General features: G+C 67.5%; 17 protein-coding genes and 1 pseudogene. 14 read left to right on the top strand and 4 right to left on the bottom strand.

From position 1 onward, the window contains the following. Positions 1 to 146: 146 nt before the first annotated feature. From OEJ36_RS06510 to OEJ36_RS06485, 6 genes are all read left to right on the top strand, one after another. On the top strand, positions 147 to 860 hold the full coding sequence (locus OEJ36_RS06510; protein WP_263400820.1) for a DUF421 domain-containing protein: 714 nt from the start codon (positions 147 to 149) through the stop codon (positions 858 to 860). Then, a complete protein-coding gene (locus tag OEJ36_RS06505; protein ID WP_263400819.1) occupies positions 857 to 1,888 on the top strand; it encodes a DNA topoisomerase IB in 1,032 nt (343 codons plus the stop codon). Before OEJ36_RS06510 ends, OEJ36_RS06505 begins: the two co-directional genes overlap by 4 nt. A 100-nt stretch (positions 1,889 to 1,988) precedes the next feature. Beyond that, entirely contained in the window at positions 1,989 to 2,996 is a 1,008-nt protein-coding gene (locus OEJ36_RS06500; RefSeq protein WP_263400818.1) for a GlxA family transcriptional regulator, read from the top strand. 10 nt (positions 2,997 to 3,006) lie between these two features. Beyond that, a complete protein-coding gene (locus OEJ36_RS06495; protein ID WP_021217999.1) occupies positions 3,007 to 3,255 on the top strand; it encodes a DUF1272 domain-containing protein in 249 nt (82 codons plus the stop codon). A gap of 14 nt (positions 3,256 to 3,269) precedes the next feature. Next, entirely contained in the window at positions 3,270 to 3,779 is a 510-nt protein-coding gene (locus OEJ36_RS06490) for an HPP family protein (RefSeq protein WP_263400817.1), read from the top strand. Positions 3,780 to 3,794: 15 nt separating this feature from the next. Beyond that, positions 3,795 to 4,976 carry an MFS transporter gene (locus OEJ36_RS06485; RefSeq protein ID WP_263400816.1) on the top strand — a complete coding sequence of 394 codons (1,182 nt, stop codon included), beginning with the start codon at positions 3,795 to 3,797 and terminating at the stop codon, positions 4,974 to 4,976. Between the two features lie 570 nt (positions 4,977 to 5,546). Here OEJ36_RS06485 and nfuA read toward each other — a convergent pair. The 3 genes from nfuA to OEJ36_RS06470 form a co-directional block, all read right to left on the bottom strand. Then, on the bottom strand, positions 5,547 to 6,131 hold the full coding sequence (nfuA, locus tag OEJ36_RS06480) for a Fe-S biogenesis protein NfuA (RefSeq protein WP_021216800.1): 585 nt from the start codon (positions 6,129 to 6,131) through the stop codon (positions 5,547 to 5,549). A gap of 94 nt (positions 6,132 to 6,225) precedes the next feature. Beyond that, on the bottom strand, positions 6,226 to 8,505 hold the full coding sequence (locus tag OEJ36_RS06475) for a fatty acid cis/trans isomerase (RefSeq protein ID WP_263400815.1): 2,280 nt from the start codon (positions 8,503 to 8,505) through the stop codon (positions 6,226 to 6,228). A gap of 136 nt (positions 8,506 to 8,641) precedes the next feature. After that, the gene (locus tag OEJ36_RS06470) at positions 8,642 to 9,610 is read right to left on the bottom strand and encodes a hypothetical protein (protein ID WP_263400814.1); all 969 of its coding nucleotides are present in this window, start codon (positions 9,608 to 9,610) and stop codon (positions 8,642 to 8,644) included. 416 nt (positions 9,611 to 10,026) lie between these two features. Here OEJ36_RS06470 and OEJ36_RS06465 point away from each other — a divergent pair, with 416 nt between their 5' ends. The 8 genes and pseudogenes from OEJ36_RS06465 (at position 10,027) to OEJ36_RS06435 (ending at position 19,067) form a co-directional block, all read left to right on the top strand. After that, a complete protein-coding gene (locus OEJ36_RS06465) occupies positions 10,027 to 10,530 on the top strand; it encodes a hypothetical protein (RefSeq protein WP_263400813.1) in 504 nt (167 codons plus the stop codon). A gap of 13 nt (positions 10,531 to 10,543) precedes the next feature. Continuing rightward, positions 10,544 to 11,017 carry a hypothetical protein gene (locus OEJ36_RS06460; protein WP_263400812.1) on the top strand — a complete coding sequence of 158 codons (474 nt, stop codon included), beginning with the start codon at positions 10,544 to 10,546 and terminating at the stop codon, positions 11,015 to 11,017. 217 nt (positions 11,018 to 11,234) lie between these two features. Continuing rightward, complete coding sequence (gene metH, locus OEJ36_RS06455; protein ID WP_263400811.1) at positions 11,235 to 14,957, top strand: methionine synthase; 3,723 nt, start codon at positions 11,235 to 11,237, stop codon at positions 14,955 to 14,957. A gap of 280 nt (positions 14,958 to 15,237) precedes the next feature. Beyond that, positions 15,238 to 15,930: pseudogene (locus OEJ36_RS30575) on the top strand (cache domain-containing protein); the annotation flags it as partial. Between the two features lie 120 nt (positions 15,931 to 16,050). Then, positions 16,051 to 17,331 (top strand): methyl-accepting chemotaxis protein, encoded by a 1,281-nt coding sequence (locus OEJ36_RS30570; RefSeq protein ID WP_411860975.1) that lies wholly within the window; start codon positions 16,051 to 16,053, stop codon positions 17,329 to 17,331. Positions 17,332 to 17,411: 80 nt separating this feature from the next. Next, positions 17,412 to 17,696 (top strand): YceK/YidQ family lipoprotein, encoded by a 285-nt coding sequence (locus OEJ36_RS06445; RefSeq protein WP_263400809.1) that lies wholly within the window; start codon positions 17,412 to 17,414, stop codon positions 17,694 to 17,696. Positions 17,697 to 17,749: 53 nt separating this feature from the next. Then, positions 17,750 to 18,784, top strand: a complete 1,035-nt coding sequence (locus OEJ36_RS06440; RefSeq protein ID WP_263400808.1) for an RNA methyltransferase — start codon at positions 17,750 to 17,752, stop codon at positions 18,782 to 18,784. Positions 18,785 to 18,836: 52 nt separating this feature from the next. Next, complete coding sequence (locus OEJ36_RS06435; RefSeq protein ID WP_263400807.1) at positions 18,837 to 19,067, top strand: DUF2970 domain-containing protein; 231 nt, start codon at positions 18,837 to 18,839, stop codon at positions 19,065 to 19,067. A gap of 3 nt (positions 19,068 to 19,070) precedes the next feature. On the opposite strand, the gene OEJ36_RS06430 is transcribed toward OEJ36_RS06435, so the two are convergent. Further along, positions 19,071 to 20,153 (bottom strand): ABC transporter substrate-binding protein, encoded by a 1,083-nt coding sequence (locus tag OEJ36_RS06430; RefSeq protein ID WP_263400806.1) that lies wholly within the window; start codon positions 20,151 to 20,153, stop codon positions 19,071 to 19,073. Positions 20,154 to 20,186: the final 33 nt, after the last annotated feature.

The raw sequence follows: 20,186 nt of genomic DNA, 5'->3' as shown, positions 1-20,186 counted from the left end.
CTGCCCGCCCTGGCGTTATCGCAACGCCGCCTCGCTTTTCACTGAAGAAATTCCCCCGCCTTCGCTGTCCATAACCTTGCAGCCCGAGCACACGCGGCAACCCGCCCGCGCTAGCCTCGCTCGCCCGCGCAAGGAGCACACAGGCCATGAGCCCATTCGACTGGCACCGCATCCTCATCGATGAGTTCCCCCTGAGCTTCCTCGCGGAAGTCGCGCTACGCGCCCTCTTCGCCTTCGTCGTGGTCTTCGCCTTCCTGAAGATTTCCGGGCGCCGCGGCGTACGGCAGATCTCCCTGTTCGAGGTGCTGGTCATCCTCACCCTCGGCTCTGCCGCCGGCGACGTCTCCTTCTATGAAGACGTGCCGCTGCTGCCGATCCTCGTGGTCTTCATCACCCTGCTGGTGCTCTACCGCGTCACCACCTACGCGATGGAGCGCAACCGTCGCTTCGGCGCCTGGCTGGAGGGCGAGCCGGTGGTGATCATCCGCGACGGCCTGTACGACACCGAGGCGCTGGCCCGCAAGAACATCTCCAGCGACGAGTTCTTCATGGAGCTGCGCCGCCAGAGCGTCGAGCACCTGGGCCAGGTGCGCCTGGCCATACTCGAAGTGAACGGCGACGTCAGCCTGTACTTCTTCGACGAAAACGAGGTGCGCGCCGGCCTCTCGGTGCTGCCCTGCCCGTTGCGCCAGAACGTGAAACGCGCGCCGGAAGACGGCCTCTACGCCTGCAACCACTGCGGCCACACCCAGCGCCTGGCGGCCGGTGAAGACTGCCACTGCCCACGCTGCAAACACCCCGGCGGCTCACTGGCCCTGAGCCGCCGCCACCAATCCTCACCCGTGGCGTTGCAGCCATGACCGCCGCCACCCCGCCGGCGCTGCCGCCGCAACTGCGCTACGTCGAGGACAGCATGCCCGGCTTCGCCCGGCGCCTGAGCCGCGGCAAGTTCGTCTACATCGACCTGGCCGGCAAACCGATACGCGACGAGCTGGAGATCCAGCGCATCAACAAGCTCGCCATCCCGCCCGCCTACCAGCAGGTGTGGATCTGCGCCGACCCACAGGGCCACATCCAGGCCACCGCCCGCGATGCCCGCAAGCGCAAGCAGTACCGCTACCACCCGCTGTGGATCGAGATACGCGACGCCGCCAAGTACGAGCGTCTGCTGCGCTTCGGCCAGGCCCTGCCGGCCCTGCGCAGGCGCATCGACCTGCACCTGGGCGAAGCGGGGCTGGGCCGCGACAAGGTCATGGCCGCCGTGGTCGCCCTGCTCGACCGCACCCTGATCCGCATCGGCAACAGCCGCTACGCGCGGGACAACAAATCCTTCGGTCTCACCACCCTGCGCACCCGCCATGTCGCCGTGAAGGGCAACAACATCCGATTCGAATTCAAGGGCAAGAGCGGCATCGAGCACAGCGTCCGGCTCAGCAGCCCGCGCCTGGCGCGCATTCTCCGCCGCTGCCTGGAGCTGCCCGGCCAGCACCTGTTCCAGTACCTGGATGAGGGCGCCGAGCGCCGCACCGTCAGCTCCCACGACATCAACGACTACCTGCGCAGCCACGCCGGCGAAGACTTCACCGCCAAGGACTACCGCACCTGGGCCGGCAGCGCCCTGGCCCTGGAACACCTGCGCAAGCACCGCTGGCAGGACGAAGCCACGGCGAAGAAGCACCTGGTGGAGGTCATCCGCCAGGTGTCCAGCGAGCTGGGCAACACCCCGGCCATCTGCCGCAAGTGCTACGTCCACCCCGCCATCATCGAGGCCTTCCTCGCCGGTGAACTGCAGGGCCTGAAGAAGGCCCGCAAGCGCAAGGGCCTGAGTGCCGAGGAAGCCTCGCTGATGCATTTCCTCCAGGCGCTGCACGTCGCCCCGGCGGGCTGAGCGCCTGGCCAGCGATTTGGCAATATCTGTGGGGTTATTGTCATTGTCGCCAAACCCGGCAGGACGCAGACTGGCACCATCAACCTGATGGAGCCCCGCCATGGCCCCCTTGCGCACCATCGCCTGCCTGGCATTCGACGACGTGATGAGCCTGGACGTGACCGGCCCGCTGCAGGTGTTCGCCTCGGCCAACGTCGAGCGCCAGCGCCAGGGCCTGCCCGACGCCTACGGCATCCGCCTGATCGGCACCGAAGCCGGCGCGGTGAAGACCTCAGCCGGCTTCGCCCTGGTCGCCGAGGCCGCCTATCACGAGGTCGACCCGGCCTCCCTCGACACCCTGCTGGTGGCGGGCGGCATGGGCGTCGAGCGCATGTGCCGCAACCCACCGCTGCTGGCCTGGCTGCGTGACGCCGAGCCCCGGGTGCGCCGGCTCGGCTCCATCTGCTCCGGTGCCCTGATCCTCGCCGCCGCCGGCCTGCTCGCCGGGCGCAGCGCCACGACACACTGGTCCGACGTGCCCGCCCTGGGCGGCTATTGCGATATCGACGTGCAGGGCGACCGCCTGCACACCTACGACCCCGCCGGCCGCGATGGCGACCCTCATGTGTTCACTTCCGCCGGGGTCACCGCCGGCATCGATCTGGCCCTGGCGCTGGTGGAGGCCGACCTCGGCCGCACCATGGCGCTGGCGGTGGCGCGCCGGCTGGTGCTGTTCCTGCGTCGCCCCGGCGGCCAGGCGCAGTTCAGCGCCCTGCTCAACTGCGAGCCCAGCCGCACCCCACGCCTCGCCGCCCTGCTGGAATGGATACCCGGCAACCTCGGCGGCGACCTGTCGCTGGAGGCCCTGGCCAGCCAGGCCAGCATGGCGCCGCGCAGCCTGTCCCGGGTCTTCGTCCAGGAGTTGGGCATGGGCCCCGGCAAGTACATCGAACGGGTACGCCTGGAGGCGGCCCGCGCGCTGCTGCAGGACGCCCAGGCCTCGATCGCCACCGTGGCCCGCCTCACCGGCTTCGGCCACCCGGAAAACCTGCGCCGCACCTTTCACAAACACCTGTCCATCAGCCCGCAGGAATACGCGGAACGCTTCGGACGCCCCACCCAAGCCTGAGGAAACCGCCATGCTCGAACTGCGCCCCAACTGCGAATGCTGCGACAAGGACCTGCCACCCGATTCCGCCGAGGCGATGATCTGCTCCTTCGAGTGCACCTTCTGCCGCGATTGCGTCGAAACCCACCTCGCCGGCCACTGCCCCAACTGCGCCGGCAAGCTGGTCGGGCGCCCCATCCGCCCCGCCGCCAAGCTCGCCGCCAACCCGCCATCGAGCCAACGCATCCACAACCCCGCTGGCTGCGCCAAGCGCGCCTGAACCGGAAGACGACCATGCTCGAACTGGTGAAGAAATTCCGTGGCGACGCCATCGCCCTGCCCCCACGCCCCGCCACGCGCCAGGTGTTCATCGCCTGGCTCGGCGGCGTCCTGGCCATCGCCAGCATCGCCGGCCTGGGCGACGCGCTGACCCTGAGCCTGCTGCTGGGCTCCTTCGGCGCCTCCTGCGTGCTGGTGTTCGGCTTCCCCGACGTGCCCTTCTCGCAGCCGCGCAACGTAGTCTTCGGCCACCTGCTGAGCACCTTCACCGGCCTGGCCTTCCTGCACTTCTGCGGCCCGCACTGGTGGGCCGTGGCCCTGGCGGTGGGCAGCGCCATCGCCCTGATGATGCTGACCCGCACCGTGCACCCGCCGGCCGGCTCCAACCCGGTGATCGTCTTCCTCCTGCAGCCGGGCTGGGATTTCCTGCTCTACCCCACCCTCAGCGGCGCCCTGCTGCTGGTGCTGGTGGCGCTGATCTACAACAACGCGAGCCGCGAGGCCCGCTACCCCAAGTACTGGTAAGCCACCGAGGTCCCCATGCTGCTGCGCAACCCGAGCATCCGCCTGCTGTTCGCTGGCCAGGCCCTGTACTGGAGCTGTTCGATGATCGGCATCACCCTCACCTCGCTGGTGGGGCTGCAACTGGCGCCGCTCAACGCCCTGGCCACCCTGCCACTGGCGCTGCTGGTACTGGGCAACCTGCTGGCGGTGCAGCCGCTATCGCTGTTCATGCAGCGCCATGGCCGCCGCCCCGGGCTGATGCTCGGTGCCGCCGCTGGCGTACTGGGCGGCCTGCTCAGCGCCCTGGGCGTCTGGCTCGGCCACTTCACCCTGCTGTGCCTGGGCGCCCTGCCCATCGGCGCCTACCAGGCCTCGGCCATGTATTACCGCTTCGCCGCCCAGGAGGCCGTGGACGAACAGCACAAGGGCCGCGCCACCGCCTATGTCGTGGGCGGCGGGGTTTGTGCGGCCTTGCTGGCGCCGAGCCTGGCGCTCTGGTCACGCAACGCCCTGGAAACGCCCTTCGTCGGTGCCTACCTGGCCATCGCCGGCCTCGCGCTGATCGCCCTGGTGCTGCTGCGCCTGCTGCGCGAAGGCCAGGCGCCACGCCCGCCCAAGGCCGGCTGGGCCGCCACCCGCGCCCTGCTGCAACGGCCGCTGGTGCGCGCCGCCATCGCCACCACCGCCATTGGCCACGGCTTGATGATTCTGGTGATGAATGCCACGCCCCTGGCCATGACCTTCTGCGGCCTGCCCCTGGAGGCCGGTTCCGAGGTGATCCGCTGGCACATGCTCGGCATGTTCCTCCCCGCCTTCGCCGCTGGCCCGCTGGTGGACAGGTTCGGCAGCCGCCGCGTGGCCCTGGTGGGCGCGGTGCTGTTGCTCCTGAGCGCCGGCATCGCCCTGGCCGGGCTGGGCATGGGGTATTTCCTGGTGAGTTCGTTCCTGCTGGGGCTGGGCTGGAACCTGATGCTGGTGGCCGGCACCACCCTGCTGGCGGAAGGGCACAACGCCGACGAACGCGGCCAGGCCCAGGCGCTGATGGAGCTGTGCAACAGCCTGGTGGCCGCCTGCGCCTCCTTCGCCTCCGGCGCGTTGATCACCGGTCTCGGCTGGGGTGCAGTGAACCTCGGCATGCTGCCGCTGGTGGCGATCGTCCTGCTGGCGCTGTTCTCGGTACGCCGCGGCAAGGCCGCCCAGGCCGAAGCGACACCCTGATCACCGCCCCACATCGCGGCACGCCCCGTAGGCGCGAGTTCTGCTCGCGAAGCTCTACCCGCACCGATCGTAGGATGGGAAGAGCTCCGCGAATCTCATCGATTCGGTATCTCCCATGAACATCGGACAGCATGGGTTTCGCTGCGCTCTACGCCATCCTACGGTGCATAGCGCGCGGCAAAGGTAGGACGGGTGAAACCCGCGAGAATCCTGCACGGAAGACGTCGGGTTGCACCCGGATCGTAGGATGGGAAGAGCTACGCGAATCCCATCGATTCGGTGCATCCACGAACACCGGACAGCATGGGTTTCGCTGCGCTCTACGCCATCCTACGGTGCCTACCCAGCGGCAAAGGTAGGGCGGGTGAAACCCGCGAGAACCCGCACGAAAGACGTCGGGCTTCACCCGGATCGTAGGATGGGAAGAGCTCCGCGAATCCCATCGGTTCGGTGTATCCCCGAACACCGGACAGCATGGGTTTCGCTGCGCTCTACGCCATCCTACGGGGGAATCGCGCGCCAATAAAAAAGGCAGCCCGGAGGCTGCCTTTCTTCTTGCCGCTGCACGCCTCAGTAGTAGGCGTTTTCGCGGTTGCTGTGGTCGGTGACGTCACGCACGCCCTTCAGCTCGGGGATGCGCTCGAGCAAGGTGCGCTCGACACCGTCCTTGAGGGTCAGGTCGACCTGGCCGCAGCCCTGGCAGCCGCCGCCGAACTGCAGCACGGCGATGCCTTCCTCGACCACGTCCACCAGACTCACCTGGCCACCGTGGCTGGCGAGGCCGGGGTTGATCTCGGTCTGCAGGTAGTAGTTGATGCGTTCGTTGAGCGGGCTGTCTTCATTGACCATCGGCACCTTGGCGTTCGGCGCCTTGATGGTCAGCTGGCCGCCCATGCGGTCGGTGGCGTAGTCGACCACGGCGTCGTCGAGGAAGGGCTCGCTGACGGCGTCGATCCAGGCGGTGAAGGAAGCCAGGGCCAGCGGGGTGTCCTCGGGCTTCTGCTCACCGGGCTTGCAGTAGGCGATGCAGGTCTCGGCGTACTGGGTGCCCGGCTGGGTGATGAAGACACGGATGCCGATACCGCTGGTGTTCTGCTTCGACAGCAGGTCAGCCAGGTAATCTTCGGCTGCCTGGGTAATGGTGATGGCGCTCATGGCAACTCCTCGCAAACATGGGGCGCAGTGTACGCCAATCAGGTCCTACGGATAAAGTCCTAGTGTTTTAGTAGGAATTATTCGCGACAACTCCTCAGAGGTTCTGATAACGGTTCATATCGAGCACGCCCGCCTCCACCGGCTCGGTTTCGCGGATGTAGGCCGAGAGGTCGTGGAAGTAGTGCCAGAACTGCGGGTGGCTGCGGCGGATGCCCCAGCGCTCCACCACCTTGTCGAAGGCCGCCGTGTCCTTGACCTGGCTCAGGGCGCTGACGAACTCCGGCACCTCCTCGGCGCGCAGGTTGAACATGAAGTTCGGGTAGCTGGTGAGCACGCTGGGGTAGATGGTCAGGGTGTCCAGCCCCGGCTGGTAGCGCAGCTCCTCACCCATCATGAAGGCCACGTTGCTGTGGGCGCGGTTGCGCAACACGCTGTAGACCTCACGACGCCCGTCGGCCAGCTCCACACGCAACAGCGTCGCCTCCGGCAACTGGTCGATCACCTTGAGCCCCGCCGCCGGCCGGCTGACCAGTTGGCTCAGGGCCTGCTCGGCCTGTTGCAGCGCCGGGTCAATGCCCGGGCGGTAGCAGTTGCCGGTGGTGCAGCGGTTGATCGGGTCCGGCCGCGCATTGAGGTCGGCGTAGCGCTTGAGCAACTGCGCGGCGAAGGAGCCCTTGGCGCGCTCCACCGGGAGGAACAGCCCGGTGGGCGTGTCGTCGTCGATGTCCTCGTAGTCCAGCCACATCTTCAGCTTGCCGCTGTTCTGGTACCAGTCGTCGAGGATCGGCGTGCGCGACTCGGCCGGCATCAGGCGCAGGAAGTTGACCTCGGCGCCGTTGCGGATCAGGTCGAAGTACAGCCGCGTCTGCGCCTGGTGGGAGACGTTGCCATACACGTCGAAGTTGACCACCAGCTGGTAGTAGGTGCGCTCCAGCAGCGGGTAGTCCATCAGCCACATCGTCTGCGGCACCTCGCCGATCAGGCCCTTGCGCACGAAGGCACTGTCGAACTGGCGGTAGATGGACAGCAGCGCGTTGTCGTTGCCGGTCCAGATATCCGCCCAGGTGGGTACCGGCGCGGCGGCATAGGCGTCGCGGCGCAGTTCCTCGTAGGCGTTACGCTTGTCGCGGTAGCTGTGCCACAGGCTCAGCAGCCCGCCGATCTCGTCGAACTGCCCGGGCATCGCCAGCAGCGGCGTCGCTTCACCCCGGTAGGCCGCATCGGTGACGTAGAGGTCGTGTTGCGGGTCCTGGAACAGCGCCCAGAAGTTATCGCGGATCACGTCCGTGGCGATCTGCCCGCGGCACACCGGCCCGCGGATGAAGGTGCGCACGAAGTACTCGGCGTTATCCAGCATGAACTGGTAGCGCGCCTGGGCCGGGATGGCCTCGAAGGTCTCGAAGGGGTTGGCCCGGCGCTGGGCGCCATAGCCCGGCACCTTGTCGGTGCTCCAGTCGCTGCCGAAGAACAGCTCATTGACCCGCGCCAGCTTGGCGTCGTCCAGCGGGTAGGTGATGTGCGTCTTGTGCACGATCACGCCCTGGATGGGCCACAGGCGGTAGTAGAAGTCGGTGCCCGGGTCGTCGTTGGGGCGACGCGTGGCGATGGGGTCGATGGGCTTGCCGCTGGGCGTACGTGAACGCACCAGCTGGAAGAAATGCCCGCTCTTGCCGCCATCGAAATACAGGTGGGCGAGGAAAAGGTGCTCGAACAACCAGCGCCCCACCAGCACCTCGCGGGCGCCCCGGGCGTTGAGCAGGGTCTCCCACTCGGCCACCTGGCGTGCCTCGTCGGGCGTGGGCGTCGGCGCGACCTCTTCAACCGGTGCGCCGGCCGCCAGCCAGCGCTGCAGGGTCTGGTACTGCTGGTCGCCCAGCCCGGTCACGGCGAAGGGCATGCCGGCGTGGGCGAACTTCTTCGCGTAGTCGTCGAACTCCCCCGGCGCCGGGCACTGGTTCTCGCGGTTGATGCTGATGTCCAGGTCCGCCGGCAGCTTGGCATTGGGGGCGAGCGGCGTGCTGTGGCCGAGCTCCAGCATGCGGGCCATCAGGGCAGCCTGGGAGGCCTGGCCGTGCAGGACGGAATAGAAGTCCTTCTGCCGCCAGGCCGCTTCGCCACGGGCATCGAAATACAGCCGGGTGGTGGGTTGAGCCTGGGTGCGGGTGCCGTCGTAGACCGGCTTCTTGGTCGCCCCGCGCGTGGCGCCCTCGGCGCTGCCCAGGTTGAGCTGGCACGGCGAGTCGTAGCAGGCGTGGCAGGCCACGCACTTCTCGGTGAAGATCGGCTGGATGTCGCGGCTATAGGAAATATCCTCGGCCTGCGCCGCAGCGCCCAGGAACAGGAAGGCGGCGGCGAACAACGCGCGATACGGCATGAAGCGTTTTCCTTGGCGAACGGACCGGCCGATTCTAACGGCATCCGCGCTGCGCTGCAGCGAACCGGTAGCCAAGGTGGTAGCGATGGGCTGCGCCCTCACGGCGCAGCGCCATCGCCCAGCCTGCCGCAGCGGCTCAGCTGTAGGTCAGGCCCAGGCCGGCGGCGATGCGCTCCAGGGTGGCCTTTTCTTCCTTGCTGATCTTGCTGCCGAAGCCGAGGAAGCCGCCGGACGCCGAGGCCACCGTCTTGCCCAGGCCCAGCAGCGCCTGCTTGAACGCCTGCGCCTCCTCCGGCGCCACCTTGGTCTCGACGATCAGGCGGATGCGCAGCAGTTCCTGGGCGTGGTTGAACGGCGTGGTCAGCAGTTCGGTCAGCAGCTGCGGCACATCGGTGATGACGTTGGTGATGATGCGCGAGTACAGCTCGCCGCCTTCCTTGGCCGAATCCCCCAGTTGCTTGACGAAGGCCTGGGCCTCCTTGTTGTCGAGCTTGCCGTCGGCGGCGGCCACCAGCAGGAACACCATGAAGGGCGCGCGGCGCAGGGCCTGGAACTCCTCGGCGGTGAAATTGGTGTTCTCCTGGCCGTGGAAGCCGGAGCTTTCGCCAGCCTGATCGACGAAGTTGCTGTTCCACACTTCCAGGGCTTCCTCGTTGTTCTCCAGGCCGTCGAAGAAGGCGGCGGCCAGCTCCTGGAGTTCATCGTTGGAGAAGCCCGCGCCAGCCGAGGCCTTCGGCTTGTGCACGGCGAAGCCGGCTTCGTGACCGGCGTTGCGGTAGGGCAGCAGCCACTGGAAATGACGCTGCTTGTCCGAAGCGAAGCGGATGTCGACGATCAGGCAGTCGGTCTTGCCGGTGGGCAGGGTGACCAGGCCGTCGCGGATGAACACGGCGCCCAGCTTGTCTGCGGCCAGGTTGGTGATGCGCGCATCGCCCTGCTGCATGGCTTCCACCGAGCTGTCCATGAACAGCCGCTCCATGCTGGTCTGCTGGTCCGTGCCCAGGTAGCCGACGATGGGGATCAGCATCTCGCCGGTGGCGACGCCCTGTACTGCATGACCGGCCCAGTAGCCGGCCATTTCCATCACTTTCTTCGCCTGTTCCATCGAACTGCTTCCTTGTGTGTGTTCAGTCTTGCGTGCGGTGTGGGGTATTCGGGCGGCCTGTCTTTCGCCTCTTCGCGGGCCCTGCCCTGCTGCACTAGCGAGGTGCCAGCATCAATCTGCAACAGCCGCGCCTGCCTGTGAAGGGCAGCAGCCGGCTTTCGTGACCCAGATCGACAATCCAGGGAGCTTGCCGCCCCACCGCCCGTCCGCCACGGCCTGCCGAGCGCTGCAGACGTGAACGCCGTCATCCCTTGCACAGGGCCGCCGGCGTATCCTGCCGCCACGCCAGACCGCCAGGGATGATGTCGGCGCAGCTACAGGGACCGTTCTCGGGGCCGCCGTCCGGCGCTCCCCCTCCTGAACTGCAGCCGAACGCCACCCGGTCGGCCCCAGCCATGCCACAGGAGATCCTGACCATGAAACCCCTCGCCGGCGCCCTTGCCGCCCTGACCCTCAGCGCCTGTGCCCAGGCGTCCGATTGCGGCTTCGCGCCGCTGAAACTGGTGGCGAGCCCCGAGGCGCCCACCACCTTCGTCGGCGACGGCCAGCACCTGCAGGTGCGCTTCGTCAACGAGAACCCGGACATAGCCGAACCCGACTCCTTCCCCGAGCCGCCGGTGGTGCTGCTGGACAAGGCCAGCGGCAAGAGCTGCAACATCGAGGATGGCGGCATCTGGGCCCGCGACCCGCTGTTCCTCAGCCGCGACGAGAAGCGCCTGGTGACCTACGAGTTCAGCGGCTCCAACGGCGAGCTGGTGGCCTACGACACCGCCACCTGCAAGGTGCTGCACCGCCAGGACATCACCGGCAAGCACGCCTCCATCGAGGGCGAGGAGCTGGTGCTGGGCGACGACTGCGACGACACCGGCGGCTGCAAGACCCACGCAAAGCAACCCGTACAGCCTTTCTGCAAACCCTGATAGGGATGAGTCAATGAGCCTCGACACCTGCATCGTCAACGCCGCCACCGCGGCCTGGGACCAGAGCTATATCGCCGGTACCCAGAACAAGAAGAACTGCTCCGGCTTCCTCCAATCGGTGGCCGCCACCCTCGGCGTACCGATCCCCGCCGGCACCGCCGACTCCATCATGGGCGGCCTGCCCCAGGCCACCGGCTGGAAGGAACTGGCCAGCGGTGACGAAGCCGCGCAGAAGGCCTCCCAGGGTTACTTCGTGATCGCCGGCATCAAGGGCAGCGACCACAACCCGGCGCGCAACAACGGCCACGTCGCCGTGGTCATCGGCGGCACCCTGTACCGTGGCAAGTACCCCCGCGTCTGGTGCGGCAGCATCGCCGGCTCGGTCGGCCAGAGCCAGGGCCTGCGCTCGGTCGGCGAGGTGTGGAACCGCACCGACCGCGACCTGGTGAAGTACTTCGTCTACGCCACGGCCAGCTGCCGCGGCTGATCCCCCCGCGCCGTGGATGACCCGCCCTCATCCACGGCCGCCCTCCCCGCTCTCCCCCGCGACGCCTGCATCCCCGCGCACCGGGCCCGCCCGGGCCGTCGCGACCTTTCGCCGCAACCAACATGAGCCATTTTCATGCGCCAGCCGGTGGGCGGTCGATCCCCCTCATCTTTGCTATGCTTCGCACCCTTTTTCCGCCCAGCTAGTCAGGTCCTCCATGTCCAGCCCGCTCAACGATCGCAGCGCTCGCCTGCACGCCCTCCACCAGGCCCTCAAGGAACGCATCCTGATCCTCGATGGCGGCATGGGCACCATGATCCAGAGCTACAAGTTGCAGGAGGAGGATTACCGCGGCGCGCGCTTCGCCGACTGGCCGAGCGACGTCAAGGGCAACAACGACCTGCTGCTGCTGTCGCGCCCGGACGTGATCCAGGCCATCGAGAAGGCCTACCTCGACGCCGGTGCCGACATCCTCGAGACCAACACCTTCAACGCCACCCAGGTGTCCCAGGCCGACTACGGCATGGAATCCCTGGTGTACGAGCTGAACGTCGAGGGCGCGCGCCTGGCCCGTGAAGTGGCCGACGCCAAGACCCTGGAAACCCCGGACCGCCCGCGCTTCGTCGCCGGCGTCCTCGGCCCGACCAGCCGCACCTGCTCCATCTCCCCCGACGTCAACGACCCGGGCTACCGCAACGTCACCTTCGACGAGCTGGTGGAGAACTACACCGAGGCCACCAAGGGCCTGATGGAAGGCGGCGCCGACCTCATCCTCATCGAAACCATCTTCGACACCCTCAACGCCAAGGCGGCGATCTTCGCCGTGCAGGGCGTGTTCGAGGAGCTGGGCGTCGAGCTGCCGATCATGATCTCCGGCACCATCACCGACGCCTCCGGCCGCACCCTATCGGGCCAGACCACCGAAGCCTTCTGGAACTCGGTGAGCCACGCCAAGCCGATCTCCGTGGGCCTGAACTGCGCCCTCGGTGCCAAGGAACTGCGCCCCTACCTCGCCGAACTGGCGGGCAAGGCCGGCACCCATGTCTCCGCGCACCCCAACGCCGGCCTGCCCAACGCCTTCGGCGAGTACGACGAGACCCCGGCGGAAATGGCCGTGGTGGTCGAGGAATTCGCTGCCAGTGGCTTCCTCAACATCATCGGCGGCTGCTGCGGCACCACCCCGGGGCACATCGAGGCCATCGCCAAGGCCGTGGCCAAGCACCCGCCGCGCGTGATCCCGGAAATCCCCAAGGCCTGCCGCCTGTCGGGCCTGGAGCCCTTCACCATCGACCGCAGTTCGCTGTTCGTGAACGTCGGCGAGCGCACCAACATCACCGGCTCCGCCAAGTTCGCCCGGCTGATCCGCGAGGAGAACTACACCGAAGCCCTGGAAGTCGCCCTGCAGCAGGTAGAAGCCGGCGCCCAGGTCATCGACATCAACATGGACGAGGGCATGCTCGACTCCAAGGCGGCGATGGTGCGTTTCCTCAACCTCATCGCCGGCGAGCCGGACATCTCCCGCGTGCCGATCATGATCGACTCCTCCAAGTGGGAGGTGATCGAGGCCGGCCTGAAGTGCATTCAGGGCAAGGGCATCGTCAACTCCATCTCGATGAAGGAAGGCGTCGAGCAGTTCAAGCACCACGCCAAGCTGTGCAAGCGCTACGGCGCCGCCGTGGTGGTGATGGCCTTCGACGAAGTCGGCCAGGCCGACACCCAGGCGCGCAAGGAAGAGATCTGCCAGCGCAGCTACGACATCCTGGTCAATGAAGTGGGCTTCCCGCCGGAAGACATCATCTTCGACCCGAACATCTTCGCCGTCGCCACCGGCATCGAGGAACACAACAACTACGCGGTCGACTTCATCAACGCCTGCGCCTACATCCGTGACAACCTGCCCCATGCGCTGAGCTCGGGCGGCGTATCCAACGTGTCGTTCTCCTTCCGTGGCAACAACCCGGTGCGCGAGGCGATCCACTCGGTGTTCCTCTACTACGCCATCCAGAACGGCCTCACCATGGGCATCGTCAACGCCGGCCAGTTGGAGATCTACGACGAGATCCCGAAAGAGCTGCGCGACGCCGTGGAAGACGTGGTGCTCAACCGCAGCGCCAACGCCACCGAAGCCCTGCTGGCCATCGCCGACAAATACCGGGGCGACGGTGCGGTCAAGGAAGTGGAGAACGAGGAGTGGCGCTCGCTGCCCGTGGACAAGCGCCTGGAACACGCGCTGGTCAAGGGCATCACCGCCTTCATCGTCGAAGACACCGAGGAATGCCGCCAGCAGTGCGCGCGCCCCATCGAGGTGATCGAAGGCCCGCTGATGTCCGGCATGAACGTGGTCGGTGACCTGTTCGGCTCAGGCAAGATGTTCCTGCCCCAGGTGGTGAAATCCGCCCGGGTGATGAAGCAGGCCGTGGCCCACCTGATCCCCTTCATCGAAGAGGAAAAGGGCGACAAGCCGGAAGCCAAGGGCAAGATCCTCATGGCCACCGTCAAAGGCGACGTTCACGACATCGGCAAGAACATCGTCGGCGTGGTGCTCGGCTGCAACGGCTACGACATCGTCGACCTCGGCGTGATGGTGCCGGCGGAGAAGATCCTGCAGACCGCCATTGCCGAGAAGTGCGACATCATCGGCCTCTCCGGCCTGATCACCCCCTCGCTGGACGAGATGGTCCACGTCGCCCGAGAAATGCAGCGCCAGGGCTTCGAGCTGCCGCTGATGATCGGCGGCGCCACCACCTCCAAGGCCCACACCGCGGTGAAGATCGACCCGCAGTACAGCAACGACGCCGTGGTCTACGTCACCGACGCCTCGCGCGCCGTGGGCGTCGCCACCCAGCTGCTGTCCAAGGAACTCAAGAGCGGCTTCGTCGAGCGCACCCGCGCCGACTACGTCGAAGTCCGCGAGCGCACCGCCAACCGCGCCGCCCGCACCGAGCGCCTGGCCTACGCCGACGCCCTGGCCAACAAGCCGGCCTTCGACTGGGCCGGCTACCGCGCGCCCAAGCCGAGCTTCACCGGCGTGCGCGTGCTGGAAGACATCGACCTCGCGGTGCTGGCCGAGTACATCGACTGGACGCCCTTCTTCATCTCCTGGGACCTGGCCGGCAAATACCCGCGCATCCTCACCGACGAAGTGGTGGGCGAAGCCGCCACCGCGCTGTTCGCCGACGCCCAGGCCATGCTGAAGAAGCTCATCGACGAGAAGCTGATCAAGGCCCGCGCCGTATTCGGTTTCTGGCCGGCCAACCAGGTCAACCACGACGACATCGAAGTGCGTGACGACCAGGGCAAGCCGCTGGCCACCCTGCACCACCTGCGCCAGCAGACCATCAAGCCCGACAGCAAGCCCAACCTGTGCCTGGCCGACTTCGTCGCGCCCAAGGAAAGCGGCGTGGTCGACTACGTCGGCGGCTTCATCACCACCGCCGGCATCGGCGCCGAGGAAGTGGCCAAGGCCTATGAGGCCAAGGGCGACGACTACAACTCGATCATGGTCAAGGCCCTGGCCGACCGCCTGGCCGAGGCCTGCGCCGAATGGCTGCACGAGCGCGTGCGCAAGGAACACTGGGGCTACGCCGCCGACGAGCACCTGGACAACGAGGCACTGATCAAGGAGCAGTACAACGGCATCCGCCCGGCGCCCGGCTACCCGGCCTGCCCGGACCACACCGAGAAGGCCACCCTGTTCAACCTGCTGGACCCGAGCGCCAGCTTCGACGCGCCCGGCGTCAGCGGCGTGTTCCTCACCGAGCACTTCGCCATGTTCCCGGCGGCGGCCGTCAGCGGCTGGTACTTCGCCCACCCTGAGGCGCAGTACTTCGCCGTCGGCAAGATCGAGCGCGACCAGGTGGAGAGCTACAGCAAGCGCAAGGGCCAGGACCAGGCCGTGAGCGAACGCTGGCTGGCGCCGAACCTCGGCTACGACTACTGACCCCGACCAGGCCCGCGCAATGCGGGCCTGGTTCTTTCTGGCTCCCAGCGGCACAACGATGGGTTTCGCGGGGCTCTACCCATCCTACGGGTGCCCAGTCCGCGCGGCTTGGTGCTCTTCGTAGGATGGGTCGGGCGGCGTTCCGCGAGCGAAACGAAACCCATCACCGCGATGCCCCCGACACGCTCGATCATTCCCTGAACGCCCCCCCAGAAACGACCACTCCTCCGAAACCACTGCAGGAACCCCGACATCTGCCGACACGCCTTTCAGAGGCGCAATGGCCCGGGCACTGCTATTGCATATGAAGTGCCTGCCGCGCCTCTGCCGTGCGCCGCCCTTCAGCTCGGGAATCGAGGAGTACCGAATGTCTCTGCTGCCTGACCGCATTTCCAGCCGCCTGACCCTGGGCGCGATCTTCCTCCTGCTGCTCACCGCCCTCGCCGTGTTCGCCATCATGGTGTTCCGTGGCCAGCCCCGGGTGGTGGCGGAAAGTAACGCCCTGATCGAGCAGACCGGCAGCGCCATCGTCCGCCAGCTCGGCCTCAAGCTCGCCGGCATCGAGGGCCTGGCGGTGAGCATGGCGCACCTCGCCGAGGTGCTGCCCCGGGAAGAGGCGCAATACCGCGACAACTACCCCAACCTGATCGACAACGGCGGCGATGCGGCCATCGCCGGCGGCGGCATCTGGCCGGAGCCGGGCGCCTTCGCCGAAGGCGTCGACCGCCGCAGCTTCTTCTGGGCACGCGGTGCCAGCGGTGCGCTGGAATACTCCGACGACTACAACAAGCCCGAGGGCCCCGGTTACCACAACGACGCCTGGTACACCGGCGCGCGCAGCGCCAGCGGCAATGTCTGCACCTGGTCCGAGGCCTACCAGGACCCGGTCAGCAAGGTGCCCATGGTCACCTGCAGCGTGCCCTACGAGCTGCAGGCGCGCTTCGCCGGGGTCAGCACCATCGACCTGCGCCTCGACGACCTGGCCGCCTTCCTCAAGGACCAGGGCAAGGTCACCGGCGGCTATGCCTTCGCCCTCGACCAGGCCGGCAACATCCTGTTCTTCCCCCTGCCGGGCAGCGGCGCCGAAGCCAGCATGCAGAAGTTCGACGACCTCGCCGCCCGTGAAGCCTGGCTGCAGCCGCTGGCGGAGGCACGGCGCAAGCTCGGTTCCAGCGGCACCGCCAGCGTGGCGCTGGACGACGACGCCCTGCTGGGCGAAGCCAGCCAGGCCAACCTCTTCGTGATGCCGCAAACCCACTGGACCATCGGCCTGGTCACGCCGCAGGCGCGGGTCACCGGCCTGGCGCGCGCGCTCACCTACGAGCTGCTGCTGTTCCTCCTGCCGCTGCTGGGCCTGCTGCTGTTCTTCGTCTGGCTGGCCGGGCGCAAGGTGCTGGAGCAGCTCGGCGAAACCACCGCGCAGATCGACGCCCTCGGCAGCGGCCAGGGCCACGGCGGCGCGCTGACCATCCTCCGTGATGACGAGATCGGCGGCCTGCGCCGCTCAGTCAACCAGTACGCCGGGCGCCTGCAGGGCATGCTCCAGGTGATCGCCGACGAATCCCGCCGCCTGCAGGAAGAGGCCGCCAGCCTCGGCCGCCTCAGTGGCGCCCTGCTCCACCGCGCCGAACAGCAACGCCAGGAAAACACCCAGTTGGCGGCGGCCATCACCGAGATGTCCTCCAGTGCCAACGAGGTGGCGCAGAACACCAACGACTGCGCCGACACCGCCCAACGCTCCCAGGGCGTGGTCAGCGAAGGCCAGCAGAAGGTCAGCTCCAACAGCCGCTCCATCCAGGCGCTCTCCAGCGAAATGGCCGCTGCCGCCGCAGTGATCGCGCGCCTGGAGCAAGACAGCCAGCAAGTGGGTGCCGTGCTCGATGTGATCAAGGCCATCTCCGAGCAGACCAACCTGCTGGCCCTCAACGCCGCCATCGAGGCCGCCCGTGCCGGCGAACAGGGCCGGGGTTTCGCCGTGGTCGCCGACGAAGTGCGCTCCCTGGCGGCCAAGACGCAGAGTTCGGCCAACGAGATCAGCACCATGATCGCCAGCCTGCAGCAGGCCTCGCGCCAGGCGGTGCAGGCCATGCAGGCGGGCGAGGCACGCACCCGCCATGCGGTGGAGGAAGCCGAAGGCGCGGCCACCGCGCTGTCGACCACAGTGCAGAGCTTCGACGACATCTCCCAGCGCGCCCAGCAGATAGCCGTGGCCGCCCAGGAGCAGAGCCACGTGACCCAGGAGATCAACGAACTGGCGGTGCGCATCCACTCGGTGAGCGAGGAAAACGCCCGCGACGCGGTGGACCTGGACGCCCTCGGCCAGGCCATGCAGCAGTCGGCGACGCGCCTGGCGGAGCTGAGCCGGGGCCGCTGAAGGCCGCGACCCCATGCCGCCCTGGGTGAGGGGGCGTCTGCTGCTAGCATGGCGCCCCCTCATTGCCACAAGGAACCGGCATGCGCCTTCCTCGTACCTGTGTCCTGCTGCTCCCCCTCCTGCTCGGCGGCTGCGGCAGCTTCATCGCCCGCGGCGACAGCGCCCACCTGGTCGACGCCGACTACTACAAGGGCACCCAGGCCGACTGGCAGTTGCTGACCGATGGGCTGAATAGCGGCTACGCACCCTTGACCCTGTTCTGCTGGATGTCGCTGGTCTGCCCGGTGGCCACTCTGGCCTCGATCCCCCTGGACCTGGCGGTGGACACCGCGCTACTGCCCCACGACCACACCGCGCGGCCCTGAAGGCCGCGTCGCCCCTACTTAAGCACCAACGCCGGTGGTAGGATTCGCGCCCCATGCGTATCCAAGACCTGCACGACCGCCTCGCCGCCCTCGGCGCCAAACCCATCCACCGTGGGCGGGTGATCCGCGCCTGGCTGCAGGGCAAGCCCCTCGATGCCTGCACCCTGCGCCAGCAGGCCCAGGACTTCCTGCCCATCAGCGTGCGTGAAGGCCTGCCGGCCCTGGCCGATGAGCTGGACAACCTCGCGCGGCTGCGCTCGGAACACCCCGCCGCCGACGGATCGGCACGGCTGCTGGTGGGCCTGGCCGACGGCCAGATGGTCGAAAGCGTATTGCTGCCCCGCGACGGCCTGTGCGTCTCCAGCCAGGTCGGCTGCGCCGTGGGCTGGGTGTTCTGCATGACCGGCAAGAGCGGTCTGCTGCGCCAGGTCGGCAGCATGGAGATCGTCGCCCAGGTGGCCCTGGCGCGGCGCTACCGCAAGGTGAAGAAGGTGGTGTTCATGGGCATGGGCGAGCCGGCCCACAACCTCGACAACGTGCTGGACGCCATCGACCTGCTGGGCACCGACGGCGGCATTGGCCACAAGAACCTGGTGTTCTCCACCGTGGGCGATCCGCGCGTCTTCGAGCGCCTGCCGCAGCAGCGGGTCAAGCCGGCCCTGGCGTTGTCGCTGCACAGCAGTCGCGCCGAGTTGCGCGAGCAACTGCTGCCCAAGGCGCCGCGCATCAGCCCCGAGGAACTGGTGGAGCTGGGCGAAGCCTATGCCCGCACCACGGACTACCCCATCCAGTACCAGTGGACGCTGCTCGCCGGCATCAACGACAGCCAGGAGGAAGCCGACGGCATCCTGCGGCTGCTCAAGGGCAAGTTCGCGGTGATGAACCTCATCCCCTACAACAGCCTGGAAGCGGACGACTACCAGCGCCCGGGCGGTGATCGCATCATCGAGTTGGTGCGCTACCTGCACAGCCGTGGCGTGCTGACCAAGGTGCGCAACTCCGCCGGCCAGGACATCGATGGCGGCTGCGGCCAGTTGCGCGCCCGCGCCGAGAAGGTCAACACCCGTCTGCTGCATCCCGTGCATTGATCCGGGCAGCCTGCCGGGGGCGAGCTAAGCTTGTGCCCCACGGAGGTGCACCATGGACGACAGCAACATCGACGACGACAGCCAACGCCCCCTGACCTTCCGCGAGATGCTCCACAGCGTCGCGGCGGCCGCATTCGGCGTGCAGAGCGGCAAGAACCGCTCGCGGGACTTCAGCCGTGGCAAGCCCAGCCACTTCATCATCCTCGGGGTGCTCTTCACCCTGGTGTTCGCGCTGACGCTCTTCGGCGTGGTCAAGCTGGTGCTGCACTTCGCCGGGCTCTGAGCCTCAGTCCAGCAGCGGCTGCATGCCGAAGCGGTAGACCCGCAGCCCCGGGTTGTAGACGGCGCTATAGGCACGGAAGTCCAGGTTCAGCCCCTTGCCCTGCACGCGTGCCAGCAGGCGCCGGGCGCGCTCGGCATCCAGTTGCACATAGACGTTGGCTTGCAGGTCCTTGCCGCCGCGCCGGACGAAGTCCTGCCCGGCGTCATAGTCGTGCAGCAGCACCATGGCCCAGCCACCGAGGGTGAAGTTGCCCCCCACCAGGCCATCGATACGGCCATCGATGGTCGCCTGCAACGACTCGGGGGAACTGTTGAGCACCGCGAAGTGCAGGTCGTGCCCCGGCTTGCGCCCCAGCTCCTGCGCCGCCTGCATGGTGCCCAGGGCCATCTGGTCGTCGGCCACCCACACCGTACGGGTCTGCGGGTAGCGCCGCAGCAGCTGCAGGGCCTGCTCATAGGCACGTTCACGGCTCCACTCGGCATACACCAGCTGGCGCAGGCGCACCTTGGGGTACTCCTCCAGCGCCCGCTGCAAGCCTTCCTCGCGGCGCTGCGCCGCCGGGGTCTGCTTGATGCCGGAGAACGCCAGCATCTCGAAGACCTGGTCCGGCTCGCGGCTGCGCTGGCCGTCGATCAAGGCACGGGCCAGCAGGTAGCCGGCCACTTCCTCGTTGGCCACCAGGCTGCCGATCCAATTGGGGTAGCGCTCGCGGGAGCCGCCGACCATCTTCTGCTGGTCGTCGGTCAGGCTGCTGTTGATGGCGAACAGCTTCACCGGGCTGCCACGGAACAGGCGCAGGATCTCCGGCCCCATGTACTGCTCGTTGGTGAACACCAGGTAGCCCGGCGGCTCGCTGGCCTCCTTCACCTGCCGTGCCTGCTCCAGGGTGCGACTCAGGTCGTGGTCGCCATAGAGCACCTTCAGGTCCATGCCCAGGCGCTGGGCGGCGGCACTCATGAAGGCGACATGGGATTGCCAGAACGGCTCGGCGCTGGTGCCGGGGCAGAGAAAGACGACCGAAGCACCGTGGGCCAATGCGCTGCAGCAGAGGCAGAAACCGATCAGAAGGGTACGCAGGACATACATCGGGCATGGACTCGATTCGAAGCCCGCGCAGTA

This window comes from Pseudomonas sp. PDM13 (genome assembly GCF_025685765.1).
In the GTDB taxonomy this organism is placed as follows: domain Bacteria; phylum Pseudomonadota; class Gammaproteobacteria; order Pseudomonadales; family Pseudomonadaceae; genus Metapseudomonas; species Metapseudomonas solani.
Note: the sequence above shows the minus strand (reverse complement) of the source record. Positions and strands in the feature narration are given on the sequence as shown.